The 23,702-nt window shown below is 45.9% G+C and carries 27 protein-coding genes; 17 read left to right on the top strand and 10 right to left on the bottom strand.

From position 1 onward, the window contains the following. Positions 1 to 43: 43 nt before the first annotated feature. Positions 44 to 1,060, top strand: a complete 1,017-nt coding sequence (locus MMY81_RS10305) for a WxL protein peptidoglycan domain-containing protein (protein ID WP_252312796.1) — start codon at positions 44 to 46, stop codon at positions 1,058 to 1,060. A gap of 125 nt (positions 1,061 to 1,185) precedes the next feature. Here the strand turns inward: MMY81_RS10305 and MMY81_RS10300 are convergent, their stop codons facing one another. After that, on the bottom strand, positions 1,186 to 1,842 hold the full coding sequence (locus tag MMY81_RS10300; RefSeq protein ID WP_374561675.1) for a pentapeptide repeat-containing protein: 657 nt from the start codon (positions 1,840 to 1,842) through the stop codon (positions 1,186 to 1,188). Between the two features lie 180 nt (positions 1,843 to 2,022). On the opposite strand from MMY81_RS10300, the gene MMY81_RS10295 reads away from it, so the two are divergent. From MMY81_RS10295 to MMY81_RS10270, 6 genes are all read left to right on the top strand, one after another. Continuing rightward, positions 2,023 to 3,234 carry a sensor histidine kinase gene (locus tag MMY81_RS10295; RefSeq protein ID WP_252312949.1) on the top strand — a complete coding sequence of 404 codons (1,212 nt, stop codon included), beginning with the start codon at positions 2,023 to 2,025 and terminating at the stop codon, positions 3,232 to 3,234. Next, on the top strand, positions 3,161 to 3,802 hold the full coding sequence (locus tag MMY81_RS10290; protein ID WP_252312795.1) for a response regulator transcription factor: 642 nt from the start codon (positions 3,161 to 3,163) through the stop codon (positions 3,800 to 3,802). Before MMY81_RS10295 ends, MMY81_RS10290 begins: the two co-directional genes overlap by 74 nt. Positions 3,803 to 3,914: 112 nt before the next feature. Then, positions 3,915 to 4,847: an ABC transporter ATP-binding protein gene (locus tag MMY81_RS10285; RefSeq protein ID WP_252312794.1), complete on the top strand. Its 933-nt coding sequence runs from the start codon at positions 3,915 to 3,917 to the stop codon at positions 4,845 to 4,847. Between the two features lie 12 nt (positions 4,848 to 4,859). Then, complete coding sequence (locus MMY81_RS10280) at positions 4,860 to 6,134, top strand: ABC transporter permease (protein WP_252312793.1); 1,275 nt, start codon at positions 4,860 to 4,862, stop codon at positions 6,132 to 6,134. Then, positions 6,131 to 6,751, top strand: a complete 621-nt coding sequence (locus tag MMY81_RS10275) for an ABC transporter permease (RefSeq protein WP_252312792.1) — start codon at positions 6,131 to 6,133, stop codon at positions 6,749 to 6,751. Before MMY81_RS10280 ends, MMY81_RS10275 begins: the two co-directional genes overlap by 4 nt. Positions 6,752 to 6,808: 57 nt before the next feature. Continuing rightward, the gene (locus MMY81_RS10270; RefSeq protein WP_252312948.1) at positions 6,809 to 7,234 is read left to right on the top strand and encodes an ABC transporter permease; all 426 of its coding nucleotides are present in this window, start codon (positions 6,809 to 6,811) and stop codon (positions 7,232 to 7,234) included. A 61-nt stretch (positions 7,235 to 7,295) separates the two neighbouring features. Here the strand turns inward: MMY81_RS10270 and MMY81_RS10265 are convergent, their stop codons facing one another. Genes MMY81_RS10265 through MMY81_RS10255 form a run of 3 tightly spaced genes read right to left on the bottom strand, consistent with a single transcriptional unit; the run spans position 7,296 to position 8,586 of the window. Continuing rightward, positions 7,296 to 7,667: an SLC5/6 family protein gene (locus MMY81_RS10265; RefSeq protein ID WP_252312791.1), complete on the bottom strand. Its 372-nt coding sequence runs from the start codon at positions 7,665 to 7,667 to the stop codon at positions 7,296 to 7,298. Between the two features lie 44 nt (positions 7,668 to 7,711). Next, positions 7,712 to 8,215 (bottom strand): SLC5/6 family protein, encoded by a 504-nt coding sequence (locus MMY81_RS10260; protein WP_252312790.1) that lies wholly within the window; start codon positions 8,213 to 8,215, stop codon positions 7,712 to 7,714. Next, a complete protein-coding gene (locus MMY81_RS10255) occupies positions 8,197 to 8,586 on the bottom strand; it encodes a cytosine permease (RefSeq protein WP_252312789.1) in 390 nt (129 codons plus the stop codon). Before MMY81_RS10255 ends, MMY81_RS10260 begins: the two co-directional genes overlap by 19 nt. A 314-nt stretch (positions 8,587 to 8,900) precedes the next feature. Here MMY81_RS10255 and MMY81_RS10250 point away from each other — a divergent pair, with 314 nt between their 5' ends. The 9 genes from MMY81_RS10250 (at position 8,901) to MMY81_RS10210 (ending at position 14,655) form a co-directional block, all read left to right on the top strand. Continuing rightward, the gene (locus tag MMY81_RS10250) at positions 8,901 to 9,290 is read left to right on the top strand and encodes a GntR family transcriptional regulator (RefSeq protein WP_252312788.1); all 390 of its coding nucleotides are present in this window, start codon (positions 8,901 to 8,903) and stop codon (positions 9,288 to 9,290) included. A 47-nt stretch (positions 9,291 to 9,337) separates the two neighbouring features. Further along, on the top strand, positions 9,338 to 9,556 hold the full coding sequence (locus MMY81_RS10245) for a GntR family transcriptional regulator (RefSeq protein ID WP_252312947.1): 219 nt from the start codon (positions 9,338 to 9,340) through the stop codon (positions 9,554 to 9,556). Between the two features lie 79 nt (positions 9,557 to 9,635). Next, entirely contained in the window at positions 9,636 to 9,962 is a 327-nt protein-coding gene (locus MMY81_RS10240) for a cysteine hydrolase family protein (RefSeq protein ID WP_252312787.1), read from the top strand. Then, a complete protein-coding gene (locus MMY81_RS10235) occupies positions 9,896 to 10,279 on the top strand; it encodes a cysteine hydrolase family protein (protein WP_308215305.1) in 384 nt (127 codons plus the stop codon). The genes MMY81_RS10240 and MMY81_RS10235 overlap by 67 nt, the downstream gene beginning before the upstream one ends. Beyond that, a complete protein-coding gene (locus MMY81_RS10230) occupies positions 10,276 to 10,698 on the top strand; it encodes a cupin domain-containing protein (RefSeq protein WP_252312786.1) in 423 nt (140 codons plus the stop codon). The genes MMY81_RS10235 and MMY81_RS10230 overlap by 4 nt, the downstream gene beginning before the upstream one ends. Continuing rightward, a complete protein-coding gene (locus MMY81_RS10225) occupies positions 10,691 to 11,398 on the top strand; it encodes a cysteine hydrolase family protein (protein WP_252312785.1) in 708 nt (235 codons plus the stop codon). The genes MMY81_RS10230 and MMY81_RS10225 overlap by 8 nt, the downstream gene beginning before the upstream one ends. 16 nt (positions 11,399 to 11,414) lie before the next feature. After that, positions 11,415 to 12,923: an amidase gene (locus MMY81_RS10220; protein ID WP_252312784.1), complete on the top strand. Its 1,509-nt coding sequence runs from the start codon at positions 11,415 to 11,417 to the stop codon at positions 12,921 to 12,923. Positions 12,924 to 12,933: 10 nt separating this feature from the next. Continuing rightward, a complete protein-coding gene (locus MMY81_RS10215) occupies positions 12,934 to 13,665 on the top strand; it encodes a 5-oxoprolinase subunit PxpA (RefSeq protein ID WP_252312783.1) in 732 nt (243 codons plus the stop codon). Positions 13,666 to 13,980: 315 nt separating this feature from the next. Further along, positions 13,981 to 14,655, top strand: coding sequence for a nitrilase-related carbon-nitrogen hydrolase (locus MMY81_RS10210; RefSeq protein WP_252312782.1), 675 nt, complete (start codon positions 13,981 to 13,983; stop codon positions 14,653 to 14,655). A 48-nt stretch (positions 14,656 to 14,703) separates the two neighbouring features. Here the strand turns inward: MMY81_RS10210 and pruA are convergent, their stop codons facing one another. The 6 genes from pruA to thpD all read right to left on the bottom strand — a co-directional run bounded on the left by pruA (position 14,704) and on the right by thpD (position 22,062). Next, positions 14,704 to 16,251, bottom strand: coding sequence for an L-glutamate gamma-semialdehyde dehydrogenase (pruA, locus tag MMY81_RS10205; protein ID WP_252312781.1), 1,548 nt, complete (start codon positions 16,249 to 16,251; stop codon positions 14,704 to 14,706). A 12-nt stretch (positions 16,252 to 16,263) separates the two neighbouring features. Then, positions 16,264 to 17,469, bottom strand: a complete 1,206-nt coding sequence (locus MMY81_RS10200; protein WP_252312780.1) for an ornithine--oxo-acid transaminase — start codon at positions 17,467 to 17,469, stop codon at positions 16,264 to 16,266. Between the two features lie 46 nt (positions 17,470 to 17,515). After that, on the bottom strand, positions 17,516 to 18,412 hold the full coding sequence (gene rocF / locus MMY81_RS10195; RefSeq protein WP_252312945.1) for an arginase: 897 nt from the start codon (positions 18,410 to 18,412) through the stop codon (positions 17,516 to 17,518). A gap of 108 nt (positions 18,413 to 18,520) precedes the next feature. Beyond that, complete coding sequence (locus tag MMY81_RS10190; protein WP_252312779.1) at positions 18,521 to 19,921, bottom strand: sigma-54 interaction domain-containing protein; 1,401 nt, start codon at positions 19,919 to 19,921, stop codon at positions 18,521 to 18,523. A gap of 157 nt (positions 19,922 to 20,078) precedes the next feature. After that, complete coding sequence (locus MMY81_RS10185; protein ID WP_252312778.1) at positions 20,079 to 20,987, bottom strand: Gfo/Idh/MocA family protein; 909 nt, start codon at positions 20,985 to 20,987, stop codon at positions 20,079 to 20,081. Positions 20,988 to 21,114: 127 nt separating this feature from the next. Further along, on the bottom strand, positions 21,115 to 22,062 hold the full coding sequence (gene thpD, locus MMY81_RS10180) for an ectoine hydroxylase (protein WP_252312944.1): 948 nt from the start codon (positions 22,060 to 22,062) through the stop codon (positions 21,115 to 21,117). A gap of 545 nt (positions 22,063 to 22,607) precedes the next feature. Between thpD and MMY81_RS10175 the strand changes: the two genes are divergently transcribed. Further along, positions 22,608 to 23,693: an alpha/beta hydrolase gene (locus MMY81_RS10175; RefSeq protein WP_252312777.1), complete on the top strand. Its 1,086-nt coding sequence runs from the start codon at positions 22,608 to 22,610 to the stop codon at positions 23,691 to 23,693. Positions 23,694 to 23,702: the final 9 nt, after the last annotated feature.

The raw sequence follows: 23,702 nt of genomic DNA, 5'->3' as shown, positions 1-23,702 counted from the left end.
GAATTATTTATTACAGTTTATAATCTGGAAAGGAGGAAAACACATGTTTTTCCGCTTACTTGCAATGGTGATTATTTTCTTTTGTATGATGCCTTTAGCAGTTGGGGCAGAGGAAGATCCTCCTCTTGAAATTCGTCCACAGCTTCCGGAAAATCAAAATCCGGATACATCAGGATATTTTGATCTGACGATGGAACCAGGAGAGACACAGGAAATATCCTTTGTTGTAACAAATAACTTGGAAGAAGATATTCTGCTGGTGATGGAGTCTGGAAATGCCTATTCTCATCCTACAGGAGGAATTCTGTATGTCCCGGATCTGATTTCTGAAAATTCTATCCTTTTAGAGGATGCTGTCCAACTAGCAGAAGATATTACGATAGAGGAAGATATTTCGATCCCCGCTGAATCCTCTGAAGAAATCACCGTGCAGCTGGAAGCACCGGAAGTAGAAGGGATGACCTTTTTAGGTGCGGTTCATTTCACCGCCCAAGTAGAAGAGGAAGAGGAGGAAGGAGAAGAAGATCAGGGAGAAGCCGGCGTAGAGCTGGAAACGATTACGACATACAGCGTGGCGGTCCAACTCAATCTTCCGTATGAACAACCATACAACTTTTCACTGGGAGAAGCAGGATTTCTACCACAAACACAAATGGTATTTATCGAAATGACGAATGATGTTCACCGCATTCAAGGGGCAGTTACCGGCACCTATGAGGTAAGTGATGACCAGGGAAACGAACTATTTCAAGGAGAATTCCCGGAGTTTGGCATGGCGCCGAAGTCCGAAATCCGCTATCAAATACCATGGGAATCCGAACAAGTGGAACCAGGGGAATACACGTTGACGATGGAAGGAACAGCAGCGGAGGAAGCCTTTTCTGCCGAAGAAACTTTTACAATTGAGGATGATGCAGCGGAGGAAGCCGAAGAAAACATGCCGGAGCCTGAAGCCGAAGATGACGATGGTCTTCCCATCTGGATTTGGATTTCGCTGGGCATTCTGCTGATCCTTCTTACTTTTTGGTTAGGAAGAAAATTTGGAAATAAGTCAAAATAAAAAATAATAACCATTGCAGCAGAATAAAAAATCGGAAGCGATGCCTTTCCCTGATATTTTATGAGGGGAAGGCTTTTTCCCGTATATTGTAAACGTAATGATCAAAAGGGCGGGAGTATAAAAACCTAATCCACAATTTCCAGTCCTAAAAGAGCCGCAAACTGCAGCGCCTGGTGGCTGGACACCTTGCAGCCGAATAGGTTATCTGGCGAGATCGTAAGGGAATCAAACGTAGAGGTGCTGATGTCGATTCCTTTTAATGACGTCTGTTCAAAGTTGGCGTCCGTTATGTTGCAGGACTGGAAGGCAACATTTTTAAAAAGACAGTCATAAAAATCGGTGTTCACTAATGAACTATCCTGAAAAGCTGTTTTCTCGCATTTGGATTCGCCAAACGCGGCCAGGTTTAACTGGGATTGCTCAAATGATACATGCCCGAACCGGGATTCGGTAAAATTCACTCCCATTAACTTACAGCTGCGGAACAACACGCGGTGAATGGAAGAATGGCTTAAATCAACATTGGAGAAATCACAGTTTTCAAACTGAACATCCATGATATCCATGTCTTTAAACACCGTATGGGAAAATCGGCAGTTTCTTATAATCATTTTCGACAAGCGGGCACGAGGGAGCGATTCCGATTCAAATGAAGAATCTGTGATGGAACAAAGCTCGAGCTCCGGGTCTTCTTCTGTTAAAATATCGCTGAAATATCTAGCAGCAAGCTGGTCTGGTATGTTGGGGGATTTATTTTCATTATAAAAAACCTCTTTCTTTATTATCGTTTAACTATATGAAAAGAACACGAATAAAAACAGACTGTATTTTTTCTTTATGTTGTGTACAAAGATGCAGCTGTATACATAATTTCACGTACTATATTAAATTAATAATAAAAAACCAACCCATTACTTATCTGTGATAAAGTTAAAGAAAATCCTGAAGCGGGGGGAATCGTGATGCACATAATAGAGCGCCATCAGTTCTGGATATGGCTGATGCTTTTGATCGGGTCATGGGGGTCCATTTTATATACAGACGTTTCGTTATTGGAACTACCGCTGAAGGCGCTCCTCGCTGCTTTCTTTTTTGGCGTATTTTTTCTGATGCCGCTCGCAAATGAGTATCCGAAAGTGCAGGCAGGTCTTATTTTTATACTCGGTTTAGCGGCGGGCGCAGCGGCCTGGCCGGCAGGGACGGAACTGCCCGTATACGAGCTGCTGCTTGTATACTCACTGCTCAGCGGGCTGGCTGTTTTTTATCTGCCTGGTGTATACGCCGGCATAGCAGGTGTTGGGTTTATCGTTATTGCTGCTTTTTCCGGGTTATCGAATAATGTAAGCTTTTTTCTTCTCTATATACTTACGGCTGCTGCGGGATTAATTCTGTATACGTTTATGTACAGGAAGGAGCAGAGAGTCTCCAGGCAAAACGAAATATTGTTCACCGATTTTCGTAAAATGAAACGTTCGCTGATTTCAGGAGAACAGGCAATACGGCGGGAGGAGCGGACACAGATTGCCAGGGATATTCATGATTCGGTCGGCCATAAGCTGACAGCATTGCTCATGCAGCTGGAAGTGTTTCGGATTCAGCATGCACCGGAAAAGCAGGAAGAGCTGCAGGCGCTGAAGCAGCTGGCCAATGAAAGCCTTGAAGAAACCAGATCCGCGGTTAAATCGTTGAAACGGGAGGAAAGCTCGGGGCTTCCGGCCATTCTGCTTTTGATCCGTAAGCTGGAAGCGGAAAGTATGATTACCATTCATTTCACGATAAAAGAAAGAGCGCTGACAGCCCCACTGAGTAATACCCAGTCTATCGCTGTCTACAGGGGCGTGCAGGAAGCTATTACAAACGCCATGAAACACGGTAGTTCCAATCAAATACATATAACATTTGAGGCACCGGCCGGCCACGTTTTTCGATTCATCGTAAGCAATCCTATTAAATCGGAACTGCTTATAAAAGAAGGCTTTGGTCTCTCCTCGATGAGAGAGCGAATGAAAGAAGCAGGTGGTCGTTTACACATTGAATCATATAATAAAGAGTTCATTGTAAAAGGAACACTGCCACTAGGGCAGGAAGGGGGTTCAGAAGGTGATCCATATACTGCTGGCGGAAGATCAGAACATGGTACGACAGGGATTGAAAGTGATGATCGAAACGGATGAAGAGATGAGCGTAGAGGGGGAGGCAGCAACCGGCCTGGAAGCAGTGGAACTATGCCAAAGCGGTAAACGGTTCGATATCGCCATTCTCGATATACGGATGCCGGTCATGGATGGACTGCAGGCCGCCAAAAAACTGCATGAGGCATACCCTCAAATGCATATCCTAATGCTGACGACGTTTAATGATGATGAGTATGCGATTGAAGCGTTGAAAAACGGGGCAAGAGGCTACCTGCTGAAAACGGCTGATACAGAAGAGCTCCTACGCGCGATCCGTACCTGCCTCGAAGGAGGACTCGTACTGGAAAGCCATGTGGCCGCTAAGGTCCTGCCCAATTTAATGGGACGCAGTCTTCAGGAGGAACAGATACTTGATGCGTCGCTGACCGAACGGGAAATCTCTCTTATCTGCTGCGTGGGAAAAGGAATGAATAATAAAGAAATCGCAGACACTCTCTATCTTTCTATAGGGACGGTCAAAAATCAGATCAGCGTGATACTTGATAAACTTGAGCTGCGGGACCGCACCCAGCTTGCGATTTATGCAATCCGCAGCCATTTGGTATAAAGAGATGACTAAAGTCATCTCAAAGTATCCGTATAGATGACAAAAGACAGTGGGAGCACTGTCTTTTTGTGTATACACTACATATAACAGCCAGCAGAAGGGGGCAGGGATTATGCTTGAGGTAGAAAATATTTCTAAGTCATTCAAAGGCAAAACCGTAGTGGAGGGAATGAATCTTTACTTGGAAAAAGGAGAGTCAATCGGACTGCTTGGGCCAAACGGAGCAGGAAAATCAACAACTATTTCTATTATCTCATCGCTCCTTAAGCCGAGCAGCGGCGATGTGAAGCTGAACGGTGTCAGTGTGATCAAAAAGCCTTCAATGATTCGGAAGGTCATTGGGATTGTGCCGCAGGAAATTGCATTATACGAAGAGCTGTCCGCCTACGAAAACCTGCTTTTTTTCGGCCAGATGTACAATATACGTAAAAAAGAGCTGGCAGGAAAAATTCAGGAAGTGTGCAGATTGGTTGGGCTCGAGGACCGCCAAAAGGACATTGTCAAAACATATTCCGGCGGCATGAAAAGACGGGTAAATATTGCCGCGGCTCTTCTGCATGATCCGGATATTTTAATCATGGATGAGCCGACTGTCGGAATTGACCCTCAGTCACGAAGCTACATTCTGGAGATGGTCCGCGGGTTGAATATTGAAAAAGGAATGACGGTTTTGTATACGAGCCATTACATGGAAGAAGTCGAGCGGCTCTGTGACCGGGTGTACATTATGGATCACGGACGGATTATTTCCTCCGGTACGAAAGAAGAACTGAAAAATATTTTATCTGCCGAAGAGACCATTTATATAGATTTTGACCGGGTGTATCCTGACATGTACGACGAACTAAAGCATCATAAAGACGTACTGCGTGCCTCAGAAACTGAACATGGGCTGAAGCTGATTGTTCCAAAAGGCAGCCGCCTGCTGAGCCGTATTTTTCAGATTACCGAGCGGCATAAAGCCCAGGTAACCAATGTGAATGTCAGCGTACCATCACTCGAAGATGTGTTCCTTCATCTGACGGGACGAAAACTTCGTGATTAGGAGGGGAGAAAGGTGAAACCTTTTCTCATCAAAGATTTTAAAATATTGCTTCGGGACCGCTCCGAGCTCGTTGCCCTGCTGCTTATGCCTTTTATTATTATGGGGATTCTGGGTACGGCGCTAAGTGGTGTTATGGAGGGTGATACGTCTTCTATTGAAATTGAACTTGCCGTGGTGGAAAACGATGTGCCGGAGGAGGGTATAACCGCTTTTCAAACCCAATTGGAGAACAGAGGACTGCCCCCGGAGTCTGAAGCGGAATTAGCCGAGGCATCAACTGCTGTTCATCCTGTTGGACTGCTGCACGAGATGCTGGAAAGTCCGGAACTGGCAGATATGGTTCACGTCGAAACGATGAATCAGGAAGAGGCGGAAGCCGCCCTGCAGGAAGGTGACTTGGATGCCGTGCTTACGTTCCCGGAACAATTTACCGAAGATACGTTAAACGCCATGCTGCTCAATGAAGGAAGCGGCGGCGATATGGAGCTGTTGGTCAGTGATCAGAGTTCTATTAATACAACGATACTAGAAGACCTGATAACAGGATTCACCAATAACCTGAATACAGAAAGTGCTATTGCAGCAGCCGGCGGGGAACAGGCAGCCGCATCATCTGCTCCAATAGAAGTGGGCGGTACCGAGACAGTATCCCAAAATGAGCCTGTCGGTGCGATGCAGTACTACACCGTGGGAATGGCGGTAATGTTTGTCCTCTATGTGGCGGGAACGATAGCAGCAAAAGCATTCGTAGAAAAACAGCAGCAGGTCTATAATAGAATTATTTTATCGGGTGCAAACCCCTGGAAATACCTGGCCGGAAAAATGATATCCACCGGGCTGATTGCTTTTGCACAGCTGACGATTCTTTTTATGCTGTCGGCGCTGGTATTTCAAACTTTTGAAATGACTTCTTTTTCTTTCTGGACGGGGATGCTCGCTATTTCCGCTGTTCTTGCAGCCTGCGTGGGGTGCCTGGGCGGCTTATTGACTTCCTTATCGATACGAACCGAATCTGATACGATATCAAGTATTTTTACGGGTGTCCTGGTCACACTGTTTGCTTTTGCCGGGGGCAGTTTCTTTCCACTCGACGGCATGCCGGACTTTATTACTGCTTTTGGCAGCTGGACGCCAAACGGTGCAGCGATGAACGCCTATTTACGATGGATGCAGGGGTTTGGGTGGACTGAGCTGGCCTGGCCGTTTACGCAAATTGGCATCGTGTCGCTCGCAGCTGCTATTCTCAGCTTTCTGCTGTTTCCTAAAAGGAGGTCGGTGTCCTCATGAAAGCTATTTTCTTTTTACAGTGGAAAAGACTTCGGCGGATGCCCTATCTCGTTCTTACGTTTTTTGTTCTTACCTTGTTATTTGTCTTTTTCTTAGGCAGTAATGGGCAGGGAGGAGAAATGGAAGTAAATGCGTACCCTGGAGAGAATGTGCAGGAAACAGAGGCTGAGGCCTGGATAGACAGGCTCAATGAGTCGGATTCTTTCGATTTTGAGCTGGTAGAGGAAGACCAGGCGCGAGCCGCCATCATGGATGGAAGCCGCAGCCTCGCGGTAGAAATAAGAGAAAATGATTACCGGATGCTCGTGGCGGTGGAAGATCAGAATCATCAGTTTGTCGACAGCTATGCAAATCAGGTGTTCAGAGAAGAGCAAAGGCTGCAGCAGGCAGAGGAACAGACCGATGCAGTTAATTTAAGAGACGGAGTGGCAGAAGAAATGACCAATCCCCCGCTTCACTTAACAATTACTTCTGTGAGCGGGGAAGAAAGCGGGTTTGTATACGATGCGAGCCTGCAGGCACTGTTTGGCATGACCCTGTTTTTCTCCATGTATACGATTATGTTCAGCCTCTCTAACGTGGCAGATGAAAAACGGCAGGGGACTTGGATCGGATGATTGTGTCACGCGCTCAGAAAATGGGAAGTGTAATGGAGGGCATCTGGCATATTGTTTGTGCTCGGTATGCTGCAGATTATGATGATCTTTGTCTTTTTTGAATGGGTGCTGGGTTATGACGTTAATATTCCAATCGGAGTCATAGCCGTCATCACGGCCTGCTTTACGTTTGCTGTTGTTTCTATCGGTATGCTCTTGATTGGTCTTGTCCGTACAACTCAGCAGCTGCAGGCGGTCATTCCGATTGTTGTTACGTCGATGGCAATGCTCGGAGGGGCGTTCTGGCCGCTGGAGATTGTATCCAATTCGTTTGTACTTGCATTATCGAAAGGGACGCCCATATATTACGGCGTGCAGGCCCTGTATGATGCATCGGCACTTGGTTACGGCATTACCGGCATAGCCGGCCATTTGTCCCTGCTTCTCCTGTTTGGCGTTCTCTGCATGGGTATCGGTATCAATCTAATGGAACGCAGAAATTAAAAGAGCCGCAATCCTCTATTAAAAAAGGATTGCGGCTTTTTACGTACTAATGAGCATACTATTATTTGTGTTTAGAGGTTTCTGTTGTGGCCGCATGCTGCTCCGTGAATACGGCTGGAGCAGATCTTTTCTGTAAAAATAGTTTACCTAGAACAGAATAGACACTAAATGCTGCTATTATACCTATTACGGCGTTTGGTACTGCTGGAAAAGAGACGAGCGTAATATAGGAAACGATAGAACCAGTTAAGGCGGAAGCAAGCGCATATATATTTACACCTGCTCTTTTTGAATTATATTCTTGTTCATTTCTTTGCACGATAAAATACTCAGCAATAATAACAGCACCAATAGGCGGCACGATAATACCGAGCAGATTCATCCAGCTTTCAAGGTTTGAAATAACGCCGGTAGCAGCTATTACAGACCCCAATACGCCGCCGAATATAGCTGCATATTTCCACTTTATTCTAGAGCTCAGGTTGGCATACCCATCGTGGCATTATACAGGCAGCTATCTGACGTAGACCAGTTACTCAAACATACTGCTATTACAAGAGGTATTCCGGCTGCTATGGCTGTCATACCAAAATAGGAATCGATCGAGGGAGCTGCTGCACTTGCCAGCGCTCCTAGAGAGAGCGCTCCGCTGTTTCCTACAAAAAAAGCAATTAACGTGACGATGATGGCATGATAACTATTTTTGGCATAGCGCACAATATCTCCTGTCATTGTACCACTTACAACAAACAGTCCGAGTGCAATGCTCAGTCCGAGACTAAAGGGCTGTGCTTCCTGCGGTGTGCTGATCCAGGCACTTTCGCCCGCAGGAACAATAATCGCAAATATAAGATAAAGAGCCATCAATAAAATAGCTGGTATAGCGATATAGCGCAGATACACCATAAATCGGTAGGACAAAGCGGAAAGAAGAAACAATAAACCGAATAAAAATCCCCATATTATTGTATTTCCACCCATAGAACAGAGATTAAATCTGCCATCAACCAGGGCTGATACGCAAACCATCCATTTACAATAAGTGCTGTTATGAGAATAGGAATCCAGGCTCCTTTAACACCAAATGTCGCTTTTACCATCATTGGGAAAGAAAAACCGGTCCGGGCTGCAATAACTGCAATAAAACCTGAGAAAATAACGAGACATCCACTTCCTGCAAGAATAGCAAACAGGGCATTAGGCATTCCCAAAGCGGATTCAATTTCGCCTCCTACCCAGAAACTCATAAAGCTAACAGCAAAACCAAGCCAGATAAGAGAAGGTTTATACAAGGGCTCCCTTTGATCTTTGCCAACGGGCACATCATGCTTTTCCTGAATAGATGACGACATAATTTCTCTCCTTTTAATGTTTTATTTTGTGATCACAACTGATTAGGTTTGATAGTAGCATGATATAAAGAAATCAAAAGTAAGTTTGTCAGCAAGTCTGACATACAATCTTAAAATTATTTATTTCTCAAATAATACCTTCTATATATAGCCTCTGAATAAGTATTTATCTATAAATGGAGAAGAGAAAAAGCAGATTTAAATTAACTGTAAGAATTTCTGACAGATTAGTAGCGGTTCATAATATAATCCGGTACGGTGACAGTAATAAATATGTGATCACACTAGAGAGAGTTTGAGAGGGAGATGTTTTGATGGAAGAATTACAGGTGGTACACCAAACAAAAGCAGATGAGGTGTATGCTAAATTACGGATGCAGATTGTTTCGGGTGAATTCATGCCGGGGGATAAAGTGACGATCCGGCAGATAGCCGGGTTATATCAGGTAAGCATGATGCCGGTAAGACAGGCACTGGCCAGACTCCATTCGGATGGATTTGTAACGATTACGAATCGTACCGTGAAAATTAAAGAGCTTTCAGCAAAGGATGTCAAAGATATATTCGCAATACGCATCCGTCTGGAAACACTGGCACTGGAGTGGGCTATTCCTCATATTAATGAGGAGAAAACGGCTCATCTCCAGCAGATAATTGATCAGATGGGGAAGGAATACAATCCCGATATTAATGGGAAAAATTAAACAAGCAGTTTCATTTAACTTTTTATTCGTATGCAGGTTCCCCATCGCTGTTATCGACGCTGCATGACATATGGGGATCTGTAGAAGCATATATGAATATTTACGCTTCCGCGTCCTCTAATGTAAATACCTTTTCCCTGTCTTATGAAGAGCACCAGCAGCTTATTTCTTTTGCCTACCGTAAGGAAACAAATAAAGCGCTTGATCTGTTGGTCAAGCACCTCACGAATACGAGAGATGTCATCTTGCAGGAATTAAATAAATAGAAGGAGGAATAGCGATGAGTATACAAGCAGAACCATACAGCTGGCCTTTTAACGAACAATTACGCCGGAAAATACTGCGTTGATCATCATTGATATGCAGAAGGATTTCTGTGGGGAAGGTGGGTATGTGGACAGCATGGGATATGATCTTGCCTTAACAAGACGGGCTATTGCTCCTATTCAAGCTCTGCTGAAAGAAGTTCGTTCCATCGATGGCTTTACTATCATACATACCCGGGAGGGCCATCGCAGCGACTTATCGGATTTGCCTGCAAACAAACGCTGGAGAAGTAAACAAATTGGGGCGGAAATTGGAAGTGCCGGCCCTTCTGGACGGATATTAGTCCGAGGGGAGAAAGGCTGGAGATTATTCCGGAACTTGCGCCTGAGCCGGGCGAAATCATAATCGATAAACCGGGCAAAGGAAGTTTTTATGCCACAGACATGGATTTAATTTTAAGAAAAAATCGCATTGAGAACATTATACTGACAGGCATTACGACAGACGTGTGCGTGCATACAACAATGAGGGAAGCCAACGACCGGGGATATGAATGCCTGATTCTGGAAGACTGCACGGGAGCTACAAAACAATCCAACCACGAGGCCGCACTGGATATGGTGAAAATGCAGGGAGGGGTGTTTGGAAGTGTGACTCATTCAACACATGTCCATACTTTTCTGCAAACGTTAAAACAACCTATAGGAGGCAATACAAAATGAAATCAAAAGTAAATGAAAATCAACAGCTGGAATGGAATAAATTTGAAGAACATAGAAAAGTCTGGAATAAAGAAGTGGTCAATGCGAAGGAAGCCGATGAACTGCAGGTCAGTGTGAGCTCTGTGCTCCGCGAGCATATTGAACCAGGCGGCCAGGTTATTCCCCACTATCACAGCGTGGCAGAGCTTATTCATATCACAATAGGGAAAGTAGAGTTGTTAAGAGAGGACGGCTGGCATAAATACGAACAGGGAGATACTTTTTTAATTCCAAAAGGAGTCGTGCACTCCGTAAGAAACGTTTCCCCGGAAATTTCAGAGCAGCTCAGTATCTTTCTGCCGGTCGATGAGACGAACGTGGGCAACGTATTTTTCGATACGGTGCTTGTCGAAGAAAAAGAGAGCATTGTGCATGAGTAGCTATCACATAGGCGAAAGCAGTCCTTATCCTTATGCATTTGATTTTGAGCACACTGCTCTGGTTGTTATTGATATGCAGAAGGACTTTTTGGAAGCCGGCGGGTTTGCCGAAGAGCTTGGAAATTCCCTGCAGCATATCCGTCAGCCTATTCAGCCTATAGCAGATCTGCTGGAGCTGTTTAGATATCATAAAGGTAGCATTTTTCATACAAGAGAATGTCACTTGCCTGATTTGTCGGACTGTCCAGCATCCAAACTTAAACGAAGTAAAAAACAGGGAGCGGAAATTGGGCGTTCTGGAAAAATGGGAAGGCTTCTCATAAAAGGAGAAGAAGGAAATCAAATTATCGATGAGCTAAAGCCAAGGCAGGGAGAGCCGGTGATAGATAAGCCGGGAAAAGGAGCCTTTTACAAAACCGATTTTGAAGAACAGCTTTTAAAGAAAAATATTAATCAACTCATTATCACTGGAGTAACCACTCATGTTTGTGTCCATTCTACGCTCCGCGAGGCAAATGACCGGGGATTTGATTGTTTGGTTGTCAAGGATGGAACAGCAGCTTTTGATCAAGAGGATCACCAGGCTGCGCTTCACATGGTTTCACAGCAGGGAGGTATTTTTGGCTGGACAGCCGACTCCCATCATATTATTCAAAGTGTCACTGCAAAGGAAAGTAACCTTAATACTCAGAATGTATAACGAAGGAGGAGCCTGAATGAAGATAGGAAAAGATACCATTCACGAGGCCGCTATAGAAGACATTCAGGAAGCTTTCCGCTTAAAAGAGATAACAGCCGAGCGGGTAACCGAGCTGTTTTTGGAAAGAATCAAAGCATTCAACAAAAAGGGTCCCGCTGTTCAAGCCGTTATCACAACAAACACGAAGGCACTGAAGCAGGCACGAGAGCTTGATATGTATTACAAAGAGAACGGCACGTTCAAAGGACCATTGCACGGTATACCTTTTCTTGTGAAAGATCAGGCTGAAACAAAAGACATCGTAACAACGTTTGGCAGCAGTGCTTTTCGGGACTACGTACCGCAAAAAGACGCGGTCGTCATTCAAAAGCTGAAAACAGCGGGAGCCATTATTTTAGCTAAAGCAAATTTATGTGATTTTGCTGCAGGATGGTTTTCGTTTTCCTCAATGCAGGGACATACGAAAAATCCCTATGATGGAACAAAAGATGCTGGTGGATCAAGTGCAGGCACCGCTGCAGGCATTGCTTCCGGCATGGCTCCGGCAGGGATAGGAGAAGATACCGGCGGCTCCCTTCGTCTGCCTGCTTCCTTTAATCATTTGTATACGATCCGGGTCACAACCGGGCTGATCAGCCGAACGGGGTTTTCTCCTTTAGTTCATTTCCAGGATACTCCTGGTCCTATGGCTGCTACCGTAAAAGATGTTGCAAAGACATTGGATGTCATTGCAGGGTTTGATCCGGAAGATAAATATACTGTTACTGCAAGTTTAAGCAGCGATATAGGGAATTATGAAGAGTCCTTAGCTGATGCCTCACTGAAAGGCAAGCGGTTTGGTGTTTTCCGCGATGTGTTCGGAAAATCAGCACAGGCAGCTCCGGTAAATCAGCTGATAGACAAAAAAATTGAGCTGTTGAAAAACAATGGTGCTGCTATTATTGAAGATGTTCATATTCCTGATTTAAAGTCTTTTTTAGACTCTACCTCTTTGTATGCAGCCCAGTCCAAAAAAGATATTACGGCTTTTCTTCAAAGTAGACCGGATGCCCCGCTGCAGAGCTTTAAAGAGGTATACGACAATCAGGCTTTTCACCCGTTAAACGATTTATTTCATATCATCGCAGATGGGCCCGATGACCCTTCCGCGTCAGCAGATTATTACGAGCAAAGACAGGCCCAGGAAGCCTTCCGACAGGAAATTCTTCATGTGATGGCCGTACATGAGCTGGATGCGCTGCTATTTCCGGATGTACAGATTCCACCGCCTTCTTACGAAGAGCTGGAAAATGAGACGTGGTCTTGTTTAACATTTCCTACCAATACAGTTATAGCGTCTCAATCGAGCCTGCCTGCGGTATCGGTGCCAGCCGGCTTCACAGACGAAGGACTTCCTGTAGGAATGGAACTGCTCGGAAGGCCATTACAGGAAAAACAGTTGCTGCAGCTGGCCTATGCCTATGAGCAAGCTTCGCCGAAACGTCAACATCCTCTACTTGAGTCCTATGAAAAACAAACGGAATAGGGGCGTTTTTATGACAGAACGTAAGAAAAAAATAGATATCAATGTGGATGCAGGCGAAAGTTTTGGAGTATATCACTATGGTAAAGATGAAGCACTGTTCCCGTTAGTAGATTCAGCAAACATTGCCTGCGGATTTCATGGCGGGGACCCTCATCAAATGAGAAAAACGATACAGCTTGCCGCTGCAAATAATGTGAAAGTCGGAGCCCATGTTGGATTTCCAGACCGATTGGGATTTGGCAGAAGAGAAATGAATGTATCCCCGGAAGAAGCGTATGATTATATCGTATATCAGGTCGGAGCGCTTCAGGCATTTGCTTCGCTTTATAATATGCCGCTCCACCATTTGAAACTGCATGGGGCGTTTTATATGATGGCTGCCGAAAAGGAAGAGTTAGCTGAAGCAGTGGTTGGGGCCCTCTTAACCTATCAAAATCGATTAACCCTTTATACCCTGCCGGACTCCGTATTATCGTCCAAGGCGCTGAAAGCAGAAATTCCCGTTGCCCTGGAATATTTTGCGGATCGTCCTTACCAAAATGGCAAAGTAAAAATGTTTGGATGGACATCGGAAGAGCTGGGAACGCATGGAGCGATTAAACAACGAACGGCAAAAGCCATAGCGAGTGGGAAGTACGATTCTATTTGTATACACAGTGATACGCCAGGCGTGGAGAAGATAGGGAAAATAGCAGCAGAACTGGCTGCCGCGCAGCCAGCAGCAATAGGAGGAGTTCAATGAGCGGACTGAGCGGATTAAATAAATCACCAAACGGCGTAGTGGTGGGGTTGGTGCAATTGCAGCTGCCTGTTACGAAAACAAAAAGAGGACCTGGAAACCCAGACAAAGAAAGTCTGCGACATGGTAAGGTCGGCTGAACATATGGCCGCACCTGTGGATTTACTCGTTTTTCCAGAGTATATGCTGCATGGTCTCTCCATGGATATGAATGAAGAAATTATGTGTACGGTAGATGGAAAGAAGTAGAAGCGCTTAAAGAGGCGTGCAGAGATACCGGGATCTGGGGATGTTTTTCCATCATGGAATACAATCCGAATGGGAAATCCATTTAATACAGGACTCATTATCGATAATAAAGGAACCATCCAATTGAATTATAGAAAGCTTCATCCCTGGACGCCGGTTGAACCGTGGGAACCAGGAGATATGGGACTTCCTGTATGTCCGGGTCCGAACAATAGTACGCTCGGACTTGCTATCTGTCATGATGGCATGTTTCCGGAAGTAACCCGTGAGCTTGCGTACAAAGGTGCTGATGTTCTTATACGTACAGCCGGATACACAGCACCTATCTACCATTCATGGAATATTACCAATCAGGCTAATGCTTTCACAAACCTTGCCTACACGGTCTCTGTCGCCATGTGTGGGAGCGATGGAATAAATGATTCCATGGGGGAAGGCATGATCGTAGGATTTGACGGCGTGCCGCTGGTAACCGGCAGCCGCAGACCGGATGAAATTATTACCGGAGAGGTAAGGCCTGACCTGGCGCTGGAAGCGAGAGTGAACTGGGCTGTAGAAAATAATATCTATCAGCTCGGCCACAGAGGATATGTTGCCGTTGAAGGAGGCATTATGGATGCTCCTTATAGCTATATGGACGATCTAAAGAACGGGACGTACGAACTCCCGTGGAAGATAAAATTGTTCACAAAGATGGCAGGCATTATGGATTCCCAAACACGGAGAAAAATAAAGAATGAATAAGCTGAAAAAACCGCAACCCGCCATTTACGGAGGATTGCGGTTTTAGTTTTACAGCATCTGGCTGACTGTTTTCGGATGCATGTGCTGGATCAGGTAGTCGGGACCGCCTGCTTTAGCATCAGTGCCGGACATCTTAAATCCGCCGAAGGGGTGGTATCCGACGATCGCACCGGTGCAGTTGCGGTTGAAGTACAGGTTGCCGACATGAAAGCGCTGCTTGGCATATTCGAGATGATCTATCGTACGGGAAATGACAGCACCGGTTAAACCGTATTCGGTGTTATTAGCCATGTCAATTGCCTGCTCGAAGCTTTCGGCTGACGCAAAGGCAACTACGGGCCCGAATATTTCTTCCTGCATAATACGGGAATCGGGGGCGGCATCGGCAAACACGGTCGGCTGGATAAAGTAGCCGGTGGAGTCATCACTTTCGCCGCCGGTCACAAGTCGCGCTTCCTGTCTGCCTATATCAATGTAGCCGGTAATTTTATCAAAAGCTTTCTGGTTGACGACCGGTCCCATATAATGATCGTAGTCAACAGGGTTTCCTACGGTCAGGCGCTGTGTGCGTTCTTCAATAATGCTGAGAAGCTCTTCGTACACGTCCTGATGGGCGATCACGCGGGAGCCGGCGGAACACTTCTGTCCGGAAAAACCGAAGGCGGACTGGATCACAGCCTTGGCTGCTGTTTCCAGGTTGGCGTCGCTGTCGACGACAATCGTGTCTTTGCCGCCCATTTCAATAATAACCCGCTTTAAATGGAACTGGTTTTCCTGAATAACAGATGAACGGTTATAAATGCGTGTTCCGGTTGCGCGGGAGCCGGTAAAGCTGATAATGGATGTCTTTGGATGATCTACCATATAATCGCCGATCACTTCCGGATCACCGGGTACAAAGTTGACAACGCCCTTTGGTACGCCGGCTTCGTGAAGAATATTAACAAATTCAGCGGCAATGACCGGCGTGGGCTCTGCCGGCTTCAGCAGTACCGTATTGCCGCTCACGAGCGGTGCAACGGTAATACCGACCATAATCGCGCAGGCAAAGTTCCATGGCGGAATTGACACCGTTACGCCGATCGGCTGGTACACATACTGATTATATTCACCTTCACGGCTGTTGATTGGCTTGCCGTCTTTCAGTTCTATCATCTGGCGGGCATAGTATTCCATGAAGTCGATGGCTTCTGCCGTATCGGCATCTGCTTCTTTCCATGGCTTGCCTGCTTCTTTTACAAGGATAGCTGAGAATTCATGCCTGCGGCGGCGCATAATAGCGGCTGCCCGGAACAGCATTTCCGCCCGGGCCTCTGGTTTCGTATAACGCCAGCTCTCAAATGCCGTGGAGGCGGCGTCAAAGGCCTGGTCAATGTGAGCAGTGGTGGCTTTGGACACCCGCCCGATAATTTCCTCTTTCTCGGCCGGATTAATAGAAACAAGCTTATCTTCTGTAGTAACAGCTTCCCCGTTGATTACGAGCGGATAGTCACGCCCCAGAGATTGTTCTACCATTTGCAGCGCCTCTTTAAATTCCTTTTGGTTCTGCTCGTTCGTAAAATCAGTAAAAGGTTCGTGCTTGTATGGGGTGTACATAAAACAGCCTCCTTAGTTTGTTGTAAATACGTCTTTAATCTGGGAAATCGCCCAGTCCAGGTCTTCCTTTTCAATAACAAGCGGCGGGGCAAAGCGGATGACCGTTTCATGTGTTTCCTTACATAAGAGGCCTTTTTCTTTTAGTTTTTCACAGTATGCACGTGCAGGCACGGTAAGCTCCAGTCCGATAAAAAGGCCGCGGCCGCGTACTTCTTTAATAATAGGATTCTGGATATCTTTCAGCTTGTTTTTAAAATAAGTGCCAAGCTCAAGAGAACGCGCTGCCAGATTTTCTTCTTCAAGCACTTCGAGCGCTGCTATGGATACAGCGCAGGCTAGCGGATTGCCGCCGAATGTAGAGCCGTGTGAGCCCGGCGTAAATACGCCGAGAATCTCGTGATCGGCTGCCACGCAGGAGATAGGGAAGACCCCGCCGCCAAGCGCTTTACCGAGAATATACATATCCGGCACGACGTTTTCCCAGTCGCAGGCAAACGTTTTGCCCGTTCGTCCAAGTCCTGATTGAATTTCATCTGCGACAAACAGAACATTCTGCTCCCGGCAGATGGCATACGCTTCTCTCAGAAATCCTTCGGGAGGAATAACAATACCGGCTTCTCCTTGAATAGGCTCCACGAGAAAGGCGGCAGTCTGAGGCGTGATAGCTTGTCGAAGGGCCTCGGCGTCTCCATAAGGGATTAACTTAATGCCAGGTAGAATTGGTCCAAACGCCTGCTTGTTTTCTACCTCGGAGGAAAGCGAGACCGCAGTCATGGTTCTGCCATGGAAATTATCGGTACATGCAATGATTTCGGCACGATCCTGTTGAATCCCTTTTTTTTCATAGCCCCAGCGGCGGACGGCCTTGATCGCTGTTTCCACCGCTTCCGCTCCCGTATTCATCGGCAGGACCATATCTTTATTCGTTAATGCAGAAACCTTTTCATAAAACGGGGCCAGCGGCTCGCTGTGAAAGGCTCGTGACGTAAGGGTTACTTTTTCTGCCTGTTCCTGAAGCGCACGGATAATTTTAGGGTGGCAGTGACCCTGGTTCACGGCAGAATAAGCGCTCAGCATATCAATGTAGCGGTTGCCTTCCGGGTCCTCGACCCATACTCCTTTCGCTTTGGAAATAACGATCGGAAGCGGCTTGTAGTTGTGGGCGCCATATTGTTCTGTCTGTTCAATAATTGAAGCGGTTGAAATCGATGCGGTCATTTTTCTCTCTCCTTTATATAGATAAAATGTATCGTTTTTTTGGCTTTTAACAGAGTTTTTCTCCAAAGAGGGAGCCGATTAAATCAACGGCAGCTTTGGCGGTGCGGTTTTTTTCGTCCAATATTGGATTCACTTCCACAAAGTCAGCGGACGTAATAATGTCTGCTTCGGCCAGCATTTCCATTGCCAGGTGACTCTCCCGGTAGCTGAGGCCGCCTACAACCGGTGTGCCGACACCCGGGGCATGCTGGGGGTCAAGTGCATCCAGATCGAGACTTAGATGGACGCTGTCCGTTTTGTCTTTGAGGTAAGCAATCGCTTCTTCCATCATCACGCTCATGCCGTGGCGGTCTATTTCATGCATGGTGTAAACCTGAATGCCGAGCTGTTTTATTAACTGCTTTTCTCCTTCATCAAGCGCCCGTGCCCCGAAAATGACGATGTTTTCGGGACAGAGTTTTACTTCGCTGCCGCCGATACTAGTGAGGCGGTCCTCTCCAAGTCCAAGTGCGGCGGCAAGCGGCATGCCATGAATATTACCAGAGGGAGAGGTGTCGCTCGTATTCAGATCTGCGTGGGCGTCATACCAGATGACACCTGGATTCTCATAGTGTCCGGCTACCCCGGCGACCGTTCCGATAGCGATACTGTGATCTCCTCCAAGTGTAAGAGGAAAGCTGCCGGATGCAATGGCGCTGGATATCTGTTCCGCCAGCCGTGTATTCACATCCACGACCTGCTCAATATTCCGCAGTGTTTCTGGTGAGGAGGAACCGGCAGAGGGAAGCGGAGGCGCAAGATCTCCCAGGTCTGTCACGGTATGGCCCAGATTCTGAAGACGTTCCACCACACCGGCGTAGCGGATAGCGCTCGGTCCCATATCGACCCCGCGTCTCTGCTGACCTAAATCCATCGAAGCTCCAATAATACTAATATGTTTCATCATAGTCCTCCTTCAACGTATGTAAGACTCGCTTATTAATATTGCAATTTTCATGCCAACATGAATGTAATGAAAAAACCGGTGCTGCATTAACAGCCCCGGTCTTCATTATACTAATATTTTCTGGATTCCTAGTTTTTTAAGGCGGTACTGCAGGCTCTGACGGCTGAGGCCCAACACCTCCGCAGCCTGTTTAATATGATAATTGTTATCTTCGAGAACCTGCTTTACATACTGCTTTTCTGCTTGAAATAAATAGTCATGAAGCCCGGTCGATTCATGAATGAGCGAAGAATCTGCCGGCACAGAATAAGGAACGGGAGAGGCTGCACGCTTTTCTTCTGCGATAGGACGGCTGCGGAAGGAGAAGGGGAGATGCTTTGTGTCTATTAATTCTTCGGTTTCTATTACGTTCATAGCCCCTTCAATAACATGCTCGAGCTCCCGCACATTTCCCGGCCAGCTGTGTTGTTGAAAAAGGCTCTCTACGGCCGGGTCCAGTCCTTTAACCTGCAGCTGAAATAAATGATTGTATTTAGATATAAAAAATTCCGCTAAAGGGGCAATATCGGCTTTGCGTTCCTGAAGGGGAGGGATAAACACGGTAACGACCCCGAGCCGGTAGTATAAATCTTTACGAAGGCGGTTTTCGGTAATGGCATCGATCGGATCCTCATTCATCGTAGCGATAATACGGATATCCACGTCTATATCTTTTGTGCCGCCAATTCGCCGGATTGCCCGCTCCTGCAGCACCCGCAGCAGCTTGGACTGAAGAGGCGGGCTTAACGAATTGAGCTCGTCAAGCAGCAGGGTTCCGCCCTCAGCCTGCTCAAACAGTCCCGGCCTGTCGGAAGCACCGGTGAACGCTCCTTTGTTCGTGCCAAATAGGATGCTTTCAATCAGGCTGTCCGGCAGCGCCGCACAGTTCTGGCTGATGAACGGTCTGGAGGCGCGGCTGCTTTCATTATGAATGCTCTGGGCAAATATTTCTTTTCCTGTACCGGTTTCCCCGATAATTAATACAGAGGAAGTGGTTCGTGTGGCGCGCCTGGCAATCTCCACGGCTTCTGCAAGCTCACAGCTGCTGCCGATAATATGCTGAAAAGTGTACCGGCGGCTGCTGTGGCTCCGGTTTTCCTGAAGTATACGTTCCAGCTTCGTAATATCCTTGGCGATTTCCACCGCTCCAATAATATGGCCGTTCTCCCATACGGGAAAGGTGTGATTTACTGTCGTTATCTCTGCGCCCTGATTATTTAAATAGGTCTGACGAGGTCTGCGGGACTCTTTTCCCTCCCGGCATGCCTGCTCAAGGGTACTGTTGTGTCCTTCGTTAAAAGCAAATACATCGGAAATATTACGCTGAAGCACGTCGCGGCTGTTCATGTTTTCAATCTGTGCCATTTTTTCATTATAAACAACCGTTTTCCCTGTCTCATCGACTATATGGATGCCAAGATCTATATGTTGAATTAATGCCTGATAGATTGTTTCTGGAAGAGCCATTAGTTATCCCTGCTTTCTAACAAATGCCAAATTATTTTTCGTAAGAAAGATTATTTGTTTTCATAGTAGCATGAAAAATCCAATATGCAAAAGAATGATACAAAGCATATGTAAAATAAAAAAACAGACAGGAGCCTCCTGTCTGTCACATCCGGTATTACTGTTCTTTCATAAGCTTCTGCACCATTTGTTCAGCGATATCATGTCTTTGCGCATCCCTCTCATATCCTGTATAGGAAGCACCGCCCTGATGCACGGCATTAATGAATGCATCAATAACCCCGAAAAAACCGCGCTTTTGAAGCATTGGCTCCCAGTCGTTCGCAGAGTGTTTTATGATTTGTTTATTTTGATGGGTGGCTACATCGTTGATATTGTGAACTACTCTCGTTTCGCTCTCGCTCATCAATTCCACTTTTTCCTCTGTCGTTCCCGCATTGCGGTTCATAATGCCGATGGCAGTGCCTTCAGCTGCCTCAAGCTCAAGCACCACTTGATGCACGAGACCGTTTTTCTGCATGCCGCGGATTTGGATATTCTGAATATCATACGGAAATAAGTATAAAAGAGTATCGATGACGTGGATAAAGTCTTCTACGATAAAGGTGCGGTAATCAGCGGCCTGATGGTCTCTATTTTTCTGCATAATGATCATGTTTGGATCGGGTACTTCTTTTAACGCTTGATAGGGAGGCGCATAGCGTCGGTTAAAGCCTACCATTAATATTAGATTTTTATCTTTTGCCTTCGCAAGCAGCCGTTTAGAGGCAATCCCATAAAAGGTAATCGGCTTATCAATATAAACATGAATCCCATGATCAAGAAGATCGTCTATAATCTCTTCATGGGCCTCAGTGGCTGTGCTGACAAAGGCGGCTTCAATGCCGCTTTTCATCCATTTTTCCCTATCGGTAAATATTTCGTTTACAGAGAATGCAGAGGAAGCTTCCTCTAGAGCAGTCTGGTTTCTGGAACATAAGTGAAGTTCTACGTCTTTTGTTTGGGTCAACGCCGGCAGGTATGCTTTTTTAGCAATATCTCCAATGCCGATTAGTCCTATTTTCATGTATTTTCCTCATCCCAGCTATTAGTTTTCTTCTCTTATAGAATACCCTCCTTTTTCGGAAATGAACCACAGCGGCAGGAAAGCAAATAAAAAAGCGGACAGGTTTGAGCCTGTCCGCTTTAGTATATTAAGAAGAGGATGAAGTAGTTGTAGCAATTTCAGTCAATTTTCTTTTATCCGGTGTAATCGGCTTGATGTTCTCGCGGTTAGCCAGGAATTCCGGACGCGGCTGCTGCCCGGAGAACGGGTGGGTCAGCTTGTTTTCAATTGAGTTGAACACAAAGAAGACGTTGCTGCGTGCGTACGGGGAAATGTTTCCGGACGAGCCGTGCATCGTGTTGCAGTCAAAGAACAGCACGGATCCGGCCGGACCGGTCGCACGGTCAATGCGGCCGCCGGCTTTGTCGACGAGCCAGCTCATGCTGTCGTTGTCCGGCACGCCGCTTTCCTGCTTCTGCAGGGACGACTTGTAGTTGTCCTTCGGCGTCTCACCGGGGCAGGAAATGTACCATTTCTGCGAGCCGGGCACGAGCATAAGCGGCCCGTTAAACTCATAGTTGTCGGTCAGCACAATCGAACAGCTCACCGCACGCATGTCGGGCATACCGTCCTCAACGTGCCACGTTTCAAAGTCGGAGTGCCAGTAGAACTCCTTGCCTTTGAAACCGGGCTTGAAGTTAATGCGCGACTGCGTAATGTACACCTCACTGCCGAGCAGCTGCTGGGCCGCAGACACAATGCGGTCATTTTGGGCGAGCGACTCAAAGAAGCCGCTGTCTTTATGAATTTCAAACACGGTGCGGATATCGTTGCTTTCCGGCTCCTTGATCACTTCAACGGAGTCGCTTTCCTGGTTGCGCTCCATCGTGTGCTTGAGCTCTTTAATCATCGTTTTAATTTCGTCCGGTTCAAACAGATTTTCAAACAGCAGGTAGCCGTTTTCGTCGTAAAAATCCTCGTCTGCCTTCGTAAGCGGGCCGTCGGAAAAGTCGGGGTTTCGATACGCCACCGGGTCCTTGCGCTCCGTAATGGACGCCTCGGTCTGGTGACGGGATGGATATCTATCTGTTGTCATGATTTGATGCACTCCTTCTTTTATTATTTTTGCCCATAAAAGGGCTTTAATACTTGACGATGTTGTCAAAAACATCATGAATCATACTATCCGGCGGAGCATTCATATGGTCACAAAAATAAATTATGTGATCCAAATGTTCTGCACCTCCTTTAATCAATTAAAAAAAGCCGAGAAAAAGCTGGGTAGCTTCTTCTCGGCTTATGGTCAACTTTATATTTGACTCATTGCTGCCGGTGTTTATAAGTATGTTTGTCAGGCTGGTAATAGATGACCATTTGCTTATACAGGCCTACGTAATATATACGCCTGCTCTTTAGTGGATACCTGCTTTCATATAAAAATAAACATAAATAAAAGAAAAAGTGGTAGGTTTATAAAAAAAATAGACAGGGGAATAATTATAATAGCGGTAAAAAAGTTGCTACACCAGTTAATTATGAAATAACAATGCAGAAAAAAATAACGATTTTTACATAAGCACTAATTCTGCTTGAGTCTGCAGCAATATAAGCAAAAGAAAAAAGAAAGTAGGAGTGGAAAGAATGAGTGAAAAAGAAAATATGAAGTATACCCACGATGAACTGGCCGCCAGATTAGCGAATAATGGCACGTATATTGAAAAAGAAAAGGAGAGCAGGCTTCTAAAAGGAATTCCATTTATGGAAGATAATAAAGGTCTCGATCCAAGAGTTAAACAATTTTTGGAAGAAGTAAATCCTACTCTTCGCAGGCCACTGGAAACAAAAGACCTGGATGAAATCCGCGCTCAGGAAAATGTAGACAATAAAGATATGAGTGACAATATTAAGGTCGAAACAGAGTATCTTCATCTAGAAAACCGCACATTAAAGCTAAGAGTCTACAACCGAACGAAAACGGTAAAGCCTGCTCTTATTTATTATCATGGCGGCGGTTTTTTTGAAAGAGATGAAGATGTGATAGAGAATCTTTGTAAGTTTTTAGCTGATGCCTCGAATACAGTAGTCATAGCCGTTGAATACCGCCTCGCTCCAGAGCATCCCTACCAGGACGGCATGGATGATTGTCTGGAAACTGTCCGGTATGCGTATACTTTTTCTGATCGTTTTTATATTAATCCGGATCAAATCGGTTTGGTCGGAGACAGTGTAGGCGGCAACCTTGCACTGGGCGTGCATCACCTAAGCCGAGAAGAAGAATGGAACATCCGCTTTATTGGTCTTTTTTGTCCATTAGTCGACCTATCCGACACGTCAAGAAATGCCTGGGATATCAATCATTATGATCTGTCTGAAGACAGGGAACTTATCCGCAGGGAACTAATTACGATGAAAGAATCGCTTTATTTTATTCAAAATCTGTATTTAGAACATTTGGAAGATGTGTATATGCCATTAGTATCTCCTTTGTTAAGAGAAGATAAGGAAAAACTGCCGCCAATGTTTGTCATAACGGCTGAATTTGACTTTCTCCGGCTCCAGGCTGAACAATTTGCATCACAAGTGATAGAGAATGGAGTTTCTGTCCGCCATATTGAATATAAAGGTATGGATCACGCCTTTATCAGAAAAATCGGCGTCTATCCTCAGGCATATGACGCCGTAAAGGAATTTTCAGTGTATTTCAAAGAAGCAGTATTAAATAAATAAGCGAAGGAT

The sequence above is a fragment of the Sinobaca sp. H24 genome (genome assembly GCF_023845525.1).
Note: the sequence above shows the minus strand (reverse complement) of the source record. Positions and strands in the feature narration are given on the sequence as shown.